Source organism: Draconibacterium sp., from assembly GCF_041583095.1.
GTDB lineage: Bacteria > Bacteroidota > Bacteroidia > Bacteroidales > Prolixibacteraceae > Draconibacterium.
On the sequence record NZ_JBFHGM010000091.1, the window covers coordinates 1 to 16645 of the forward strand.

Consider the following 16645-nt stretch of genomic DNA (forward strand, 5'->3'; position numbering starts at 1 on the left):
CACAAATTCTGGAACCTTCCCGAGAAGTATAAACAGCTCATCCAAACATACAACAACTGCTGTTTTTAAGGCTATTCTTATTCATCATACCAACCTCCCTCCTCCTACTTTTACCGCATAAAATTTCGGATTGCTGCAATATCCTGAAAATGAAGGGATGATTCGATTGGCTAAGCACTATTTCATTTTATAAATTTATATGGCCATCGCAACACATTCATTTCGAATGTAACACGCATTTTTAGATCGAAGCCAATAGAAATGTGAAGCAGCAAGTTTATAATTCATTGCCACATTGTATATATCCTTTTGTAATAAATGAAGCACTTTAAAATAAATATCGCTTTAATTTTACACATCATCTCAATCGTAATTACGTTCGAAAGTCTGTTTATGCTCTTTGCGCTTATTGTCTCATTTATTTACAAAGAGAGCGTTTTTACCGATCTGTCGCACACTTTTCTGATCACCTTTATTTTTGGAGTTGTTTTAAACCTGCTTACCAAAAAACAACGGCAGGTTGAACCTTCGTTGCGCGAGAGTTTTATTATTGTTACACTCGCCTGGGTAGTAATGGCTTTGGTGGGCACACTACCTTATTTACTAACCGGAAGTATCCCGAATTTCACCAATGCTTTTTTCGAATCCATTTCCGGATTTACCACAACCGGATCGTCAATTTTATCCGATATAGAAGCGCTTCCCAAAAGTGTTCTATTTTGGCGTGCCGAAACCCACTGGATTGGCGGAATGGGAATTATTGTTTTAGTGGTAGCCATTATGCCGTTTCTGAAAATTAACGGTATTTATCTGTTTTACTCCGAGGTGTCGAGTGTGGCTACCGAAAAAGTATCGACACGAATACGCAAAGTGGCACGCCGGTTATGGCTCATTTACATGGGGCTAACCTTTGCCGAAACCATTATTTTATGGATAGGCGGCATGTCGCTCTTCGATGCCATTTGCCATTCGTTTGCAACCATTGCCACCGGCGGTTTCTCCACAAAAAATGATAGTTTGGCCAGTTTCTCGCCATTTATACAATACACGGTAACCTTTTTTATGCTACTTTCGGGAATCAACTTTGTAGTACACGTTTTCTGGTTGAGGGGTGATTTTAAAACTGCCTTTAAAAACGAAGAACTCCGGTTGTATTTAAAAATAATATTGGTTGCCGGAACGATAATCACCCTGTCACTTTTCTTTCATCACCAGGATATGAGATTTGAGCCGGCTTTCCGTCATGCCTTTTTCCAGGTGGTTTCAATTATTACCGCAACCGGGTTTGCCACTGCCGATTATTTGCAATGGCCATTACAATCCATCGGGATCATTGCCATTCTGATGTTGATCGGGGCATCATCAGGATCAACCGGAGGTGGTGTAAAAGTTATCCGTCACCTTGTTGTTTTTAAGCGTATACGCACACTTTATAAAGAATATTTTTCGTCGAGCACGGTTGTACGTGTGGTTCACTACAACAAAAACGTGGTGAAGCCCGAGCTCATTAACCGCGTTTTCACTTTTGTTCTTTTTTACTACCTCATACTTATTATCGGCACTATGATAATGATGCTTTGGACCAACGACCTGAAAACCTCGTTTGGAGCCGTAGCAACCAGTATGGCAGGCATTGGTCCGGGATTTGGCACCGTTGGCCCGGTGAGCAACTTCCTGCATTTACCCGCCGGAGCCAAATATTTCTTAACCGCGCTAATGGTTATTGGCCGTTTGGAAATCTATTCGGTACTGGTACTATTCACCCCGTCGTTCTGGTTGGACTAAGGAGAGTTCAAGAATTTCTTATACATTCGTGCAAGAATTTTTGAGACTATGGATTGGAACACACTTCTTTCGCCAAAAAGATTGGGTAGCAAGGGCACTTTAGGCCCCGTAACAAACGAAGACCGCACACAATTTCAGCGCGATTACGACCGGATTATTTTCTCGTCGCCCTTTCGCCGGATGCAAAATAAAACACAGGTATTTCCGCTGCCCGAGCATATTTTTGTGCACAACCGCCTCACCCACAGCCTGGAGGTGGCCAGTGTTGGCCGATCGCTGGGGAATTTATTGTCGGAATACCTGTTGGAACTCCATCAGGATAATCCGCTGATCTACGAAATCGGAACAATCGTTTCAACCGCTTGTCTGGCTCACGATTTGGGAAATCCGCCGTTTGGGCACTCTGGCGAAGCAGCTATTTCGAACTATTTTAACAAAGCAAGCGGCCAGAAATTCAAAGACCAGCTTTCGGAAGGCGAATGGAAAGACTTCACCTGTTTTGACGGAAATGCCAACGCTTTTCGTACACTCACTCACCAGTTTAACGGAAAACGCGAGGGTGGTTTTGCCTTAACCTACTCAACACTGGCCAGCATTGTGAAATATCCGTATGAGTCGGTAAAAGCTACAAAACCAAAGTTTGGCTTTTTCCAGTCGGACAAAGAAAATTACTACCACATCGCCAAAGAGTTGGGAATTGCGCAACGCGAAGATGGAAGTTTTGCCCGTCATCCGCTGGTGTATCTGGTGGAGGCCGCCGACGATATTTGTTACCAGATTATGGATTTGGAAGATGCTTTTAAACTGGGCATTTTACACTACGACCGTATTCGTGCGCTTTTCCAGAATTTCTTTACCGAAGAACGTATTGAACGTTTCGAAAATACCTTTACCCAGGTAAGCGATATAAACGAACAAATAAGTTACCTGCGTGCCAATGTCATCGGCGAGTTGATTTACCGTTGCATCGACATTTTTAAGGATAACTACGACGCGATTATGGCCGGAACTTTCACCGGAAGTCTTATCGATCAGCTTCCTGAAAAGCAAGCCGCAGCAATGAAAGAAGTTCAGCGCATTTCGTTTGGCGAAATTTATGCACACCGTTCGGTGGTTGAGATTGAAATTGCGGGTTACAAAATTATCGGAACGCTGCTGGAAGAGTTTGTTGATGCAATTATGAATACCGACAAAAAGGATAAATACAGTCAGAAAATATTATCGTTGCTACCCGGCCAGTTTAAGCCCGACGATGATTCGGTGTATCTGAAAATTCAATCGGTAGTTGATTTTGTATCGGGAATGACCGACATTTTTGCTCTCGACCTCTACCGAAAAATTAAAGGAATAAGTTTGCCCGGCGTTGTGTAGAAAGTATACAGTTTTCAGTCGCAGTCAACAGTTGGTTTGGTTTCTAACTGAAAACTGAGACTGAAAACTGCAAACTAAAACTATCCTTCCAGCAAATTATCGAGCAAACCGCCACGTGCTTCTTTTCGGGCATTGCCTCCAGCCGGCGACAACTCAGCAATTAATTTCCGTATTGGCATACTTTGCAACCAAACTTTTCCGGTTCCCCGTAACGTGGCCAGAAATAATCCTTCGCCGCCAAAAACCATCGAGCGTAAACCACCTGCCTGTTCAATACTATAATCTACCGAAGTTTCAAAACCAACAATACAACCGGTATCTACCCGCAGTGTTTCGTTGTTCAGCTGTTTCTCAATTACAGTTCCTCCGGCGTGGATAAAAGCTTTTCCATCGCCTTGCAGCTGCTGAAGAATAAATCCTTCGCCGCCAAAAAATCCGGCACCCAGTTTACGGTTAAACGTTATCGAAATTTTTGTGCCTAGTGCAGCACACAAAAAAGCATCCTTTTGAACGATGATTCTTCCACCAAAATCCGGCAGGTTAAGCGGAATAATAGTTCCCGGATAAGGAGCCGAAAATGCCACGTGCTTTTTCCCCCATCCCTGATTGGTAAAATGGGTAAGAAACAGCGACTCGCCGCTTATTAAACGCGATCCGGCAGATAATACCTTATCAAAGAAACCGGCGCGTGGATTCGATCCGTCGCCCATCCGGGCCTGAAACTCGATACCATCTTCCATATACAACATGGCACCGGCTTCGGCAATCACCGTTTCGGCCGGATCTAATTCAATTTCAACCAACTGAACATCGTGACCGATGATCTTATAATCAATTTCATGCGAATTCATAGTTCTAATTTTATGTTTGAGCCCCGAATTTAAGTGAATTCAGGGAAATAAAATTCCAAATCAGAAAATTTAGCGATCTTTGCACAAAATAATTTAGCAATGCGCAAGAATAACAACAGTAACCGGGGCAGTTCACAAGGTAAATCATCCGGCAATTCGTCAAAACGTTCGGTGAAGGCACCTTCTGGAAAACGTGTTGGGAAATCACGGGTGATAGAAAAATCGGAACCCAAAAAAGAATTCAAACCCGGGAAAAAATATGGCAAACCGGCTGAAAAGAAAAAAGAAGCTGCCGGACCAAGGCCAAAACTAAAAACACTTTCGGCCGAAGGAATGCGCCTGAACCGTTTTATCGCCAACGCCGGTGTTTGTTCGCGCCGCGAAGCCGATACTTTTATTACTGCCGGAGCGGTAACCATTAACGGGAAGATTGTTACTGAACTTGGAATACGTGTGCTGCCGGGCGACGAAGTACGTTTTGACGGACGGAAAATTGAAGCCGAGCGCAAAGTGTATATCCTGCTGAATAAACCAAAAGATTATGTGACCACCACCGACGATCCGCATGCGGATAAAATTGTGATGGACCTGATAAAAGACGCCTGCGATGAGCGCGTTTACCCTGTTGGCCGACTGGACCGAAATACAACCGGTTTGTTACTGTTTACCAACGATGGCGATCTTTCGAAAAAACTAACCCACCCAAAACATAACAAAAAGAAGGTGTACCAGGTTACACTCGACAAACCTGTTGAGCGCGGACACATGGATATGATTGCCTCAGGAATTGAACTGGAAGACGGCCCAATTGCTGCCGACGCCATTAGTTACACGCACCCTGATGATAAAACCGAGGTGGGCATTGAAATTCATTCAGGTAAAAACCGCATTGTGCGTCGTATTTTCGAGCACTTTGGTTACCGGGTTAAAAAACTCGACCGTGTGCTTTTTGCCGGCCTCACCAAAAAGAACTTACCTCGTGGTAAATGGCGGATTCTTACCGAAAAAGAGGTGAAGTTTTTAAAAATGATGTAAATAGAAGATGGAAGACTGAAGCCCGGAGCCGGAAGAAAAGCTTCTCCAACTCCGGCCTTCAAACTTCTTATCAATAAAAACTATAGCTGTTTGTTAACCATCAGTTGTAATTATTCTCTCTACCAGTTACTAATTAAACGATTTTGGAAAAGGAATTCTTACACATCATCCAGAAAAACCAGGGCATCATCCACAAAGTTTGCAACATTTATTGCGACACGGAAGATGACCGAAATGATCTGTTTCAGGAAATAGTGGTACAACTTTGGAAGTCGTTCCCTAATTTCAGAAAAGAATCAAAGGTTTCTACATGGATGTATCGTGTAGCGCTGAATACCGCAATTACTACTTTCAAAAAAAGTAAAAGAAGACCTGACCAAAACAACCTGACGTACGAAAATTTTCAAATTGAAGATGAAAAGTACGATACCGAAACCGAAGAGAATATTAAAGTATTGCACAAAGCTATTCAGCAGCTTACCGGAATCGAAAAATCGATTGTGCTGCTGTACCTCGAAAACAAAAAGTACGAGGAAATTGCTGAGATTACCGGAATCACCCAAAACTATGTGCGGGTGAAAATGAACCGGATTAAGAAAAAGCTGAAGAAGCTTATGGTAACTGAAGAGTAGTAGTTATGGAATTAAACGAGCTTAAAAAAACATGGAGCAAAATAACCCCCTCCAAAGACCTGAACGAAAACCAGTTGAACACCATGCTCTGCAAACGAACCAAGAACCTCATTGAACGAATCGACCGTAATATCCGTATTGGATTTATAATTCTTCTGGGGCTGATCGTTTTGTTCACACTTGATGATTTTATCTTGTCACCTGAAACCATAGAAAAACACTACAGCGATCTGCCCATACCCAATTGGGTACTTTTTATGGGTGTTTTTGGCAATGTGCTTATTGTTACCACCTTTCTCTATTTTGTTATCAAGTATTACCGGGTGAAAAAACAATGCGATGTTGCTTGTGATTTAAAAGGCACGCTCAAAAAAATAATTGAAACACTATCACTGTATCAACGCCTTTTTTACCTGGCTCTTGCCACATTGTTACTCAGTATGGCTTCAGCTTTTATTTCGGGGATGTTTATTGGAACCGAATACAATGCAGAGGCACAAGGCATGCATTTGTCGGATATTGAAACAAGCCAGATCATTTTAACGGTCGGAATAACAGTGCTTCTTGTAGCTGTTTTCGGTGGTGCCATATTCCTTTTCCTTCGCTGGGGATTCCGCAAATTGTATGGCAATTACATTAAAAAACTAAAAGCCACACTGCGCGAACTGGAAGAGTTGGATTAATTCTTCAGCAAACCGGTCATGGGGCAAAGCACATGGAGCTTCCGGTATCTATTGTGAGGATCGAGTTGCGAGTTGCGAGAATCAGGTATCCAGTATCAAGAATCCAGTATCCAGTATCCGGCATCTGTCAAACGAAGCACATTCTTCCAACATATTGGCTGGTTTTATCGTTTATGTGTCGTAATTCAGGATCGACTTTTTATCTTTACGCCTCAAACTGAACATTAGATTATGACATTAATAAAATCGATCTCGGGAATACGAGGTACCATTGGAGGTAAACCGGGCGAAGGTTTAAGCCCGCTCGACCTGGTAAAATTTACTGCAGCTTACGCCACCTGGGCAAAAGAAAAAGCAAACAAAGAAAAAATTACAGTTGCTGTTGGACGCGACGCACGGATTTCGGGAGAAATGGTGGCATCAATCGTTGTTTCCACACTTTCGGGAATGGGGTGCAATGTGGTGAACATCGGACTGGCAACTACGCCAACCACCGAAATTGCCGTTACCGAAGAAAAAGCCGATGGCGGAATTATCCTCACGGCCAGTCATAACCCAAAACAATGGAATGCTTTAAAACTACTGAATTCAGCAGGTGAATTTCTTGATGCTGAAGAAGGAGCAAAAGTACTGGCAATTGCCGATGCTGAAGATTTCAGCTTTGCCGAAGTGGATGACCTGGGAACAGTGGTGAAAAAAGACTACACCGATATTCATGTGCAACATGTTCTGAACCTCGAATTGGTGGATGTGGAAGCCATTAAAAAAGCCAACTTTTCGGTAGCCATTGATGCCGTTAACTCGGTTGGAGGCGTTGCTATGCCCGCACTTTTTAAAGCACTCGACATTAAAAACATAGTAGAAATAAACTGCCAACCAACGGGACACTTTGCACATACACCGGAGCCAATTCCCGAAAACCTGGTGAAAACAGCAGAAATCATCAGCAAAAATAAAGTCGACGTGGGTTTTGTTGTCGATCCTGATGTTGACCGCCTGGTGATCATCAACGAAGATGGCAGTATGTTTAACGAGGAATACACGCTGGTAGCCGTTGCCGATTATGTGTTGAGCCAAACTCCCGGAAATACGGTTTCAAACCTTTCATCGAGCCGTGCGCTACGCGATGTTACTGAAAAGCACGGTCAGAGTTACGCAGCTGGAATGGTTGGCGAAGTGAATGTAGTAGCCAAAATGCGCGAAACAAATGCCATTATTGGCGGCGAAGGAAACGGCGGAATTATTTATCCTGCCAGCCACAGTGGCCGCGATGCTTTGGTTGGAGCGGCACTTTTTCTGTCTCATTTGGCCAAATCGGGCCTTAAATGTTCGGAACTGCGTAAAACCTACCCCGATTATTTCATCTCTAAAAACAAAATTGAACTGACTCCGGAAATCGATGTGGATGGAATTCTTGTAAAAATGCAGGAAAAATATGCACACGAAGAGGTAACAGCAACCGATGGGGTAAAAATCGATTTTGCGGAATCGTGGGTGCATTTACGAAAATCGAATACCGAACCGATCATTAGGATTTATGCAGAGGCGAAATCAAGTGCAGAGGCAGATAAACTGGCCCAGCAAATGATTGATGAAATGAAAAGCCTTTTGTAATAAGCATAACAGAAGGTTATACCAATTGTTTTTCAGTGTGAGCCTTAAGTGAAACACTGGAATTACAATGGTTAATACCGATTGAAAACGGAAAATGTATGAGATAAGGCTCATCCTGATTTCACATCGGTATTACTCAAATGTTAAGCAATCCTTTGGTGTTGGGTGTGGAAATTAAGTTTGAGCTAAATTTATGTTATAAAACATGTTTTTACCATTTCCTTATTTAAAAACGATCTACATTTGAACCGAAAACAATATTCAGTACAGTAGTTTACTGAATACAAAACATGAATAATGAAAAGAAAAAAGAATATAGCGATCGTAGCACACGATAACCGCAAAAAAGATATTATGGAATGGGTGTCTTTCAACTGGAAAGAACTGGCCCAACACGACTTGATTTGTACCGGAACAACCGGAAAAATGGTTGAAGAGGCACTTGCAGAAAGCTGTCACAAACATGGCACCGTGCCGCCTACTGTTACCCGCCTGAAATCGGGGCCACTGGGTGGCGACCAACAATTGGGAGCAATGATTTGCGAAGGCAATATCGATATGCTCATCTTCTTTTGGGATCCGATGCAGCCGCAACCGCACGATGTTGACGTAAAAGCCTTGTTGCGTATTACGGTTTTGTACAATATTCCAACAGCATCAAACCGTTCTACGGCCGACTTTATGGTGACGTCGGAATTATTTCACGAGCAATACGACCCGATTATAAAAGATTATGGCGAATATATTGCCCGCGACGTGAATATGTCATAAACCTTTCTTATTTTTTTAAAAAGATCAGGCATTCTTGATAATTTTTTCAATATTTTTGTCGTTATTGTTCGACATTAATAGTGATTAATCTATGCGAATTATCAGGAATGCCCTCCTTATCACACTTTTTATAATCAGCAACCTTGGCTCATCGGCGCAAGAGGTACCGGAGAAGTATGCCCGCCTGTTTACAACTCCAAACACCTATATTGCGGGACAAAGTAGCACTGCCATTACGATTGACGGACAAGCTAACGAACCGGCATGGAAGGATGCTGCATGGACTTCTGAGTTTATTGATATTCAGGGAGAAAATATGCCTCAGCCGACATACCCTACGCGAATTAAAATGTTGTGGGATGCCAATAACCTGTACATTTTTGCAGAATTAAAAGAGGAACATATTTGGGCCTACTACGATAAGCAAGACATGATCGTTTACCACGAAAATGATTTTGAAGTGTTTATCGATCCCGATGGCGACACGCACAATTATTACGAGTTTGAAGTAAATGCCCAAAATACCTTATTCGATCTATTTCTTGACAAACCATACCGCAATGGCGGGAAACCCGTTATTGAATGGAATGCCAAAGGATTTAAAAGTGCTGTTTATGTGTATGGCACACTGAATGACCCGTCCGACACCGACAAAAAATGGTGCGTTGAAATGGCTATTCCCTTTTCAGCGTTAACCACTGATGGCAATTATATACAGCCCGAAGCCGGTACTATCTGGAAGATCAACTTTTCGCGCGTGCAGTGGCAAACCGAAATAATCGACGGAAAATACACGCGAAAAACAAACGACGACGGAAAATTGCTGCCGGAAGACAACTGGGTTTGGAGTCCGCAAGGTGTAATAAACATGCACTTCCCGGAACGTTGGGGATTGATTCAGTTTGCTTCTAACGCTCAGAAACCAACGCACGCGTCTTTTCAACTACCCCAAGAGGAATTACTGGCCCGCCACCTATGGCATGTGTTTTATGCGCAAAGCGACTATCGGCACAAGCACAAAGTATATTGTGACGATCTTTCTGCACTTGGAATTCCAGAAAACAGCACCGCTTTTTCGCTAAAAATGAAGGCATCCGGAAAAACATATACCGCAACTTTAACAACCAACAACAACCTGATGATCTCTATCGATCAGGATGGCTTATTACGCATACATACTGACAAATAAACAAACTAACGATGAACAAAAGAGATTTTATTAAAACCACAATGCTGGCCGGAATGGGCCTTACCGTAGCAAGCGCCTGTGCCGGAGAAGCGAAACCGGCAGCTGCAAAGCAAGGCTTAAAACACTGGGTTTGGGAAAACCCAAATCCTGAGGAGAGCGACGAAGACCTGCAAAAGAAATACGGCAGTTATTATGAAGCCGGGGTGCGTGGTATGTTTTTCGAGCACGACAGCGAACGTCATTTTCGAATAGCAAAAAAGGCCGGACTGGAAACGCATCGCTGGATGTGGACCATGAACCGTGGCGAAAAAGAGTTGCTTGCCAGCCACCCGGAGTGGTATGCCGTTAGCCGCGACGGAAAATCGTGTGCCGACAATCCGCCGTACGTGGGTTACTACCGCTGGTTGTGCCCTTCCAAACCGGAAGTGAAAGAATACCTGGCTCAGCGCTCGAAAGAAATTCTGGAAAAAGACTATGTAGATGGCCTGCACCTGGATTATGTACGTTACTGCGATGTAATTTTGCCGGTAAACCTGTGGGATAATTACGGCATTGACCAAAGCAAAGAGTTGCCGGAATATGATTTCTGTTACTGCGACACGTGCCGCGAGAATTTTAAAAAGAAAACGGGTAAAGATCCGCTGGAAATGGAACATCCCGATCAAAGTCCGGCATGGCGCAAATACCGATACGAACAGGTAAATGGTATTGTTAATCATCTGGCAGATATTGCACACTCACATAATAAGCCAATTACAGCAGCGGTTTTCCCGACACCGGAAATTGCACGCCGCATTGTGCGGCAGGACTGGACCAACTGGAACCTCGATGCCGTTTGTCCGATGATCTACCACGGTTTTTACCGCGAAACGGTAAGTTGGATCGGGGATGCAGTTGAGGAAGGAATCCATTTCCTTTGCGGGAAATTCCCGATTTATGCCGGTCTGTTTTTACCCGATTTCAAATCTGACGCAGAGTTGGAAGAAGGAATTCGTGTAGCCATAGCAAACGGTGCATCAGGAGTTTCGTTGTTTGGGAAGATCGATGAAAAGACTTTGGGGATATTGAAGAAGGCTTCTAAATAAGAGACATAAAAGAATTGGGTTCTGCCCAAAGAAATGCGATACGCGGTTTAGAACCGCTTAGCGCATCTTTCTCCGACACACTCACTATTTACATTACCCCTCACCCTGTCGGGAGCTCCCCTCTGGAGGGGAGCTAGCGCTGATCAATTTTAGCGATATTCAAAATCTCCGGCATTGCTTTGCAGCTGTTTCCCTCTTGAGGGGAAATGGCTACAGCCAAAGGGGTATATTCTTGCTTTTTGACTTTCAGCTTTTTCCATTACATTTGCAGGCCAAAATTTTGAGTATTAATTAAGCAGGTGGCATAACCCTGCGCCTTAAAAATAAAAAAATGCAAAACGAATTGTTATGGCTGGCCATGTTGCTGGCGAATTTTCTGCTAATTATTTTAGCCTACCGTTTATTCGGGAAATGGGGCCTTGTGATGTGGATTCCCATCTCGGTAATTGTGGCCAACATTCAGGTAATACAAACCGTTGAGCTGTTTGGCCTTGTAGCCACGCTTGGTAACATTGTGTATGCTACCTCGTTTTTGGTAACCGATATTCTGTCGGAGAACTACGGAAAAGAGGAAGCTAAGAAAGCGGTGTGGATCGGATTTTTCAGTCTGATATCAATGACATTGCTGATGAACCTGGCACTGGAATTTCTGCCGTTGGAAGGCGACGAGTTTGCCGGAATTACACACGAAGCTACCAGTACGATTTTTAGCCTGATGCCGCGTATTGCCGTTGCCAGTCTGGCAGCTTACCTGTTATCGCAACGCCACGATGTTTGGGCTTACCATTTATGGAAAAAGCGTTTCTCGAAAGACCACCAGATCTGGTTGCGTAATAACCTCAGTACTATGGTTTCACAACTGATAGACAGCGTTGTTTTTGTTGCCATTGCTTTTTGGGGTATTTATGAATGGCCGGTGTTGATTGAAATTCTGCTTACCACTTATTTCCTGAAATGGATTGTTGCAGCTGCCGACACGCCGTTTGTTTACTGGAGTAAAAAGATTCACAAACGCAACCGCTTTTGGATGGAATAGAAAGTTGGTCACTGGTCATTGGTCATTGGTCATTAGAAAAGGATCCGGTCTGTATAGAAGTTAATTTATGCAGATCGGATCTTTCTTTTTATCTGCTATCAACTATGAGCTAAAGCCCAACCACCCCGCTACCGCGCGTGTCCTCACGCGTGGTTTAATTTTTCTTTATACAATAAGCAAGCCACGCGAAAGGATTCGCGCGGCAGCAGCGGAGGTCATTAGTAAAAGGGTCCGATCTGTATATTCGTTAATTTATACGGATCGGATCTTTCTTAATTACTCCTCATCGGCGAGTACAGCGTCTATTAAAAGTTCCAGGTTTATATCAAAATTCATTGGTGCTTTTCGGGTGGTCCCTTCCAAGGTAACCGTTACTTCTTTTTCCTCCGTCAAGGTTTCGCCAAAGGCCATGTATGCACCACCGAACATTCCATTTCTTGTAAAAGTAATGGAATCAGGCACATTAATTTCCATTCTATCGTCTTCTACTGAGATCGTTAAATAATTTATCGAATCACCTTCTGCAAGACCACTTAATCCAAAGTCAACAAATTTCCCCTGAATGTGTGTGATATCGTCCAACTTATCCTTCAGGTCAGCATTATCGCTAAGGTAATAAGTTCCCGATGCTGTAAATGCATAATCCGTTCTCCCCGACTCGTGCTCTGTTGCCGATGCTTCGGTTACTTCAATCGGAACCGTAAGCGGGAGAATGGTTTCAATCACTACCGGGTCGTCGTTATCACACGAAAAAAGGAATAACGAAAAAATTAAAAGTAAAATGGAATTCTGTTTCATGATTTTAATTTGTTATTAATAATTTAAAAGGCTTTTGTTTACTGTCTGATGGGTTGATATTATTGTTTTCCGTATGTTTTTTGAATTTGTCTTAATTTCCAATTTTATTTAAAATGCTTAAACCTTTCATAGCGCATTTCCATGTACTCTTGAGGCAAATTTCCCTCTACACGAATGCATTTACCATTCTCATCAATATAGGCTTTAAAACTCGATGTGCTTTTTTGGTAGATAGTATATTCAGGGTCGTTAGTAGTTTTATTTACATTACTGGTGTAAGTCCATGCTTTTGTTTTAGGATTAATGTTAAGGTTCGACTTGTTTGGCATAAGGAACATACCTGTTTCAGTAAACTCATACACCATAACCTTTCCGCCAGAGGACGTATGTATTACTTGTGTCGGACTTCCTATTTGTTTCAGGATTGCTAATTCGTTCTGCCCCACCAAATCGTTGTAGTTCGATTTGTTTACCATCTTTTTGCTGGAAGAACAGGCAGCAAAAACGGTAAAAAAGAGTAGGGTTATAAAAATTTGCTTCATGATTAAATGGGTTAAAAACTTAGGCTGCAATTTATGAGCATTTGTTTTAAAAAACCAATATTTTCAGATCAATTAACAATTTTGAATCTATTTAACTTAATTTGTGTTAATTAATATAATACCAGCATAGCCACGCAATGGCTCCCCTGCCCCTCTTTTGCAACTGCCAGTCCTGAAGTAATCGGGAAGGGGTTTCTAACTTTGTCGTTTGTAACGACCTTATAAATGGCATTATAAATGCCAGGAGACCTTTATAGTTATCCTTGTAAAAAAACATGCTTACATTTTTACAAAAATCACACGTCTATTTTTAAAAAACACACTACGTTTTTACAAAAATGTAGTGTGTTTTTTGTATGCTTCTGAAAAGCCGTGTTATCAGGCCTTTTCGTACTTCAGTTTTTTAGCTCGGTAGCGGTGCTTTTTTTGCTTCCCTCTCAATTGAACCACAGGCCTCCGGCAGGGATTGCAGCGGTAGCTTGCCGCAGCTTTTGCTTGTGACACCGGGCTGTTGGGAGCGACCAAAGGAAGCTACCCAACAGCCTTTGGTGGAACCGGCAAAAGGTGTGGCAACTTTAGCGGAAAGCCCGGCTGCCGGCAAAGAGGGAATTAGTCACTGGTCATTAGTCATTGGGCAGTGGGCACTGGTCATTAGTCATTAGTCATTAGTCATTGGTCATTGGTCATTGGTCATTGGTCATTGGTCACTGGTCACTGGTTATTGGTTATTGGCAGTGGCAGTAAAAATGGTTAAGTGTTTAATGTATGGATTTTGGGTTCAGGCATGTTTCTTTTTTACATGCACCGTAGCAAAAATGATGATCATCATTAACACAGCCATAACTGCGCCCGACAGGAAACTGGCTTCGAGGCCGCCAAGTGCATAAAACACGCCTACCAGCAAGGGGCCAAAGGTTTGCCCGCCACGCAGCACCATGGAGTTTAGCGACATGAAGGCCGCCCGCTCGTTTATTGCCGCGTAACCTACCAGCATATTTTGAATGGATGGTATTGTTATTCCGTGCCCAAAACCAAATACGATGACCGCCACGCCCAACATTAAATACGAATTGGCACCAAGCATAAGCAGCGAAGCCAGCATGTAAAATGCACTTCCGATAATGAGCTGCCGTTTTTGCCCCAGCAAGCGGTTAAGGCGCGCCAGTTGCGAACTCATAATTGCTGTGGTTACCGACATAAGCGACATCATTAAACCAATTCGCGATGAATCGGCACCCAGGCGCTTTTCCATCATCAGCGGGAAATACGTGAGGTAAGTACCGTAAAGTATAAGGAAGAGGATAAAGTTAACGGCGAAAAGGCCCCAAACGGTGCGTTGGTTTATGGTTTTCCACACGCGGCTAAAATACGATCGGAGGTGCGCCTTGTTCTTTGGCTCGGGGTTGTTCAGCCCCCTCATTACCCAAATACCCAGCGGAATTGCCAGGATAGGCAAAGCAAAAATATACTGCCAGCCAAAAATGGCAATCACACCGCCAAGGGCAGGGTACGATGCTGTGGCAATACTCAGCACACTGGCGTTGTAGCCCATGGCTACGGTGCGTCGTTTCCCTTCGAAAAGATCGCCCACCAGTGTAATGTTCATACTCGACAGTGAACTGGCGCCAATTCCCTGAACAAAACGAAGGGCCAGCAACCAGTAAAAACCGGGCGCAAACATACAGGCAAAACCGGCAATTCCGAAGAGAAACAAGGAGGGTACCAACACCACTTTCCGGCCATAGCGGTCGGCCAAAATGCCAGTAAAGGGCGTAAGAAAAATACCGGGCAGCGTAAAAGCCACAATTAACCAGCCCACCTGTTGCGGACTGATACCGAAATAACGGATAATATCGGGGAAAGCGGGTGTAATGCTTGCCACGCCCATCATTGCAATAAGCGTTACCCCAAAAATGAAATAGAGATTTTTATTGTGAAAAACAGATTTCTCAGCCATAGTAACTCGATTGGTTGATGCTAAAAGTAGTAAAAAAGCATGGTTAAACAGTGATAGCATGACTTCGAGTCAGACTATCACTACACAAGAAATAAGGCCAATGCTTTACAATATGAATAGTGCTATTATTACCCCAAACCCCTAAAGGGGCTTATGGCCGGAGAAACCAGGAATATTTGGGAAGAATAAAAAGGTTAAAACAAAATAAATGAACGCCAATTGGAGATACGAACAAGTCACCTACAGGGGATTCCAGCCTCTCGGCTGGCAGGTAGGGGTAAGAGACGAAGTAGTTACTTACACCTTATTCTGTAAAAATAGTTACCGCAATAGTCCCGAAACTTCGGGAGCAGGGTCTTAACCATTAATTAGAAAATATAAATTGTTTGAAGCCCAACTTATCCTGGCTGGTTATATATCCTGAAATCCGATTAGTTTCTGCAGTTTTTCGTCCCATAAACGTAAACGCAAAGTTTTGAGGCTTGAGCGAAACGTTACCGGCTTCACCTCTCTGAAAATTTTATTTTCGGCATAACATTTTGGCAAATTGTAGTTGGGTATACGCGCATTAATGTGGTGGATATGATGATACCCGATATTGCCGGAAAACCATTGAAGCAATTTGGGAAATTTGACAAATGAACTTCCTTCGAGTGCCAGTTTTGTGTAGTTCCAATCATCGCTTCTAACCCACGACACATCTTCATACTGATGTTGCAGATAAAACAACCACAGTCCGGCCATGCCAGCCAGGTACAATATAATCAGCTGAAGAATAAGATAGGTGAAAAAACCAATTGCAACACTCATTCCCGCATACAGGATAACCAACGCAACATTGGTGACATAAACATTGTTTTTCTGCTTTTGCGTCATCCAGTCTTTAGTAAATCGGTTTTGAAAAAGAAATACATAGAGCGAGCCAATGCCAAACATCACAACCGGATTCCTGTATACCCGGTAATAAAGCCTCCTTTTTTTCGAACTGGCCAGGTATTCTTCCTTTGTCATGGTCCATACGTCGCCATCTCCACGTTTATCGAGATTACCAACAGTAGCATGGTGTTTCCCGTGTAAACTGTGCCATTTATCGAAGGGAGTAAAAGCCAAAATGCCAAACAACATTCCGATATACCGATTGGCTTTGTATGATTTAAAGAAAGAGCCGTGGCCGCAATCGTGAAAGATTATAAACAAACGAACCAATAACCCGGCGGCAATAATGAGCAGAAATGCAGTGAGCCACAACGAAACCGACAAACTATAAACCAACAATATCCATACGCCAACATACGG

General features: G+C 43.1%; 16 protein-coding genes. 11 read left to right on the forward strand and 5 right to left on the reverse strand.

Features of this window, described 5'->3' with window-relative positions:
- Positions 1-318 precede the first annotated feature (318 nt).
- Together ABZB17_RS10440 and ABZB17_RS10445 are read left to right on the forward strand one after the other, a co-directional pair.
- Entirely contained in the window at positions 319-1785 is a 1467-nt protein-coding gene (locus ABZB17_RS10440; protein ID WP_372650006.1) for a TrkH family potassium uptake protein, read from the forward strand.
- A 48-nt stretch (positions 1786-1833) separates the two neighbouring features.
- Positions 1834-3156, forward strand: coding sequence for a deoxyguanosinetriphosphate triphosphohydrolase (locus ABZB17_RS10445; RefSeq protein ID WP_372650008.1), 1323 nt, complete (start codon positions 1834-1836; stop codon positions 3154-3156).
- A gap of 80 nt (positions 3157-3236) precedes the next feature.
- Here the strand turns inward: ABZB17_RS10445 and ABZB17_RS10450 are convergent, their stop codons facing one another.
- Positions 3237-4007 (reverse strand): TIGR00266 family protein, encoded by a 771-nt coding sequence (locus ABZB17_RS10450; protein WP_372650009.1) that lies wholly within the window; start codon positions 4005-4007, stop codon positions 3237-3239.
- Positions 4008-4106: 99 nt separating this feature from the next.
- Between ABZB17_RS10450 and ABZB17_RS10455 the strand changes: the two genes are divergently transcribed.
- The 8 genes from ABZB17_RS10455 (at position 4107) to ABZB17_RS10490 (ending at position 12052) form a co-directional block, all read left to right on the forward strand.
- A complete protein-coding gene (locus ABZB17_RS10455; RefSeq protein ID WP_372650011.1) occupies positions 4107-5042 on the forward strand; it encodes a pseudouridine synthase in 936 nt (311 codons plus the stop codon).
- A 143-nt stretch (positions 5043-5185) separates the two neighbouring features.
- Positions 5186-5674 carry an RNA polymerase sigma factor gene (locus tag ABZB17_RS10460; protein WP_045033496.1) on the forward strand — a complete coding sequence of 163 codons (489 nt, stop codon included), beginning with the start codon at positions 5186-5188 and terminating at the stop codon, positions 5672-5674.
- 5 nt (positions 5675-5679) lie between these two features.
- Positions 5680-6357 carry a hypothetical protein gene (locus tag ABZB17_RS10465; protein ID WP_372650013.1) on the forward strand — a complete coding sequence of 226 codons (678 nt, stop codon included), beginning with the start codon at positions 5680-5682 and terminating at the stop codon, positions 6355-6357.
- A gap of 231 nt (positions 6358-6588) precedes the next feature.
- Positions 6589-7971: a phosphoglucosamine mutase gene (glmM, locus tag ABZB17_RS10470; RefSeq protein WP_372650015.1), complete on the forward strand. Its 1383-nt coding sequence runs from the start codon at positions 6589-6591 to the stop codon at positions 7969-7971.
- A 297-nt stretch (positions 7972-8268) separates the two neighbouring features.
- On the forward strand, positions 8269-8742 hold the full coding sequence (locus ABZB17_RS10475) for a methylglyoxal synthase (protein WP_372650017.1): 474 nt from the start codon (positions 8269-8271) through the stop codon (positions 8740-8742).
- A 91-nt stretch (positions 8743-8833) separates the two neighbouring features.
- Entirely contained in the window at positions 8834-9931 is a 1098-nt protein-coding gene (locus tag ABZB17_RS10480) for a carbohydrate-binding family 9-like protein (RefSeq protein ID WP_372650019.1), read from the forward strand.
- An 11-nt stretch (positions 9932-9942) separates the two neighbouring features.
- Entirely contained in the window at positions 9943-11016 is a 1074-nt protein-coding gene (locus ABZB17_RS10485) for a family 10 glycosylhydrolase (RefSeq protein ID WP_372650021.1), read from the forward strand.
- A gap of 331 nt (positions 11017-11347) precedes the next feature.
- Positions 11348-12052: a queuosine precursor transporter gene (locus ABZB17_RS10490; protein ID WP_372650023.1), complete on the forward strand. Its 705-nt coding sequence runs from the start codon at positions 11348-11350 to the stop codon at positions 12050-12052.
- 276 nt (positions 12053-12328) lie between these two features.
- Here the strand turns inward: ABZB17_RS10490 and ABZB17_RS10495 are convergent, their stop codons facing one another.
- The 3 genes from ABZB17_RS10495 to ABZB17_RS10505 form a co-directional block, all read right to left on the reverse strand.
- The gene (locus tag ABZB17_RS10495; RefSeq protein ID WP_372650025.1) at positions 12329-12850 is read right to left on the reverse strand and encodes a hypothetical protein; all 522 of its coding nucleotides are present in this window, start codon (positions 12848-12850) and stop codon (positions 12329-12331) included.
- Positions 12851-12954: 104 nt separating this feature from the next.
- The gene (locus tag ABZB17_RS10500; RefSeq protein WP_372650027.1) at positions 12955-13392 is read right to left on the reverse strand and encodes a hypothetical protein; all 438 of its coding nucleotides are present in this window, start codon (positions 13390-13392) and stop codon (positions 12955-12957) included.
- A 778-nt stretch (positions 13393-14170) separates the two neighbouring features.
- The gene (locus ABZB17_RS10505) at positions 14171-15349 is read right to left on the reverse strand and encodes an MFS transporter (protein WP_372650029.1); all 1179 of its coding nucleotides are present in this window, start codon (positions 15347-15349) and stop codon (positions 14171-14173) included.
- Between the two features lie 208 nt (positions 15350-15557).
- Here ABZB17_RS10505 and ABZB17_RS10510 point away from each other — a divergent pair, with 208 nt between their 5' ends.
- Positions 15558-15710, forward strand: coding sequence for a hypothetical protein (locus ABZB17_RS10510; RefSeq protein ID WP_372650031.1), 153 nt, complete (start codon positions 15558-15560; stop codon positions 15708-15710).
- A 50-nt stretch (positions 15711-15760) separates the two neighbouring features.
- Here the strand turns inward: ABZB17_RS10510 and ABZB17_RS10515 are convergent.
- Positions 15761-16645: fatty acid desaturase (locus tag ABZB17_RS10515; protein WP_372650033.1), on the reverse strand; the 885-nt coding region annotated here is incomplete at its 5' end.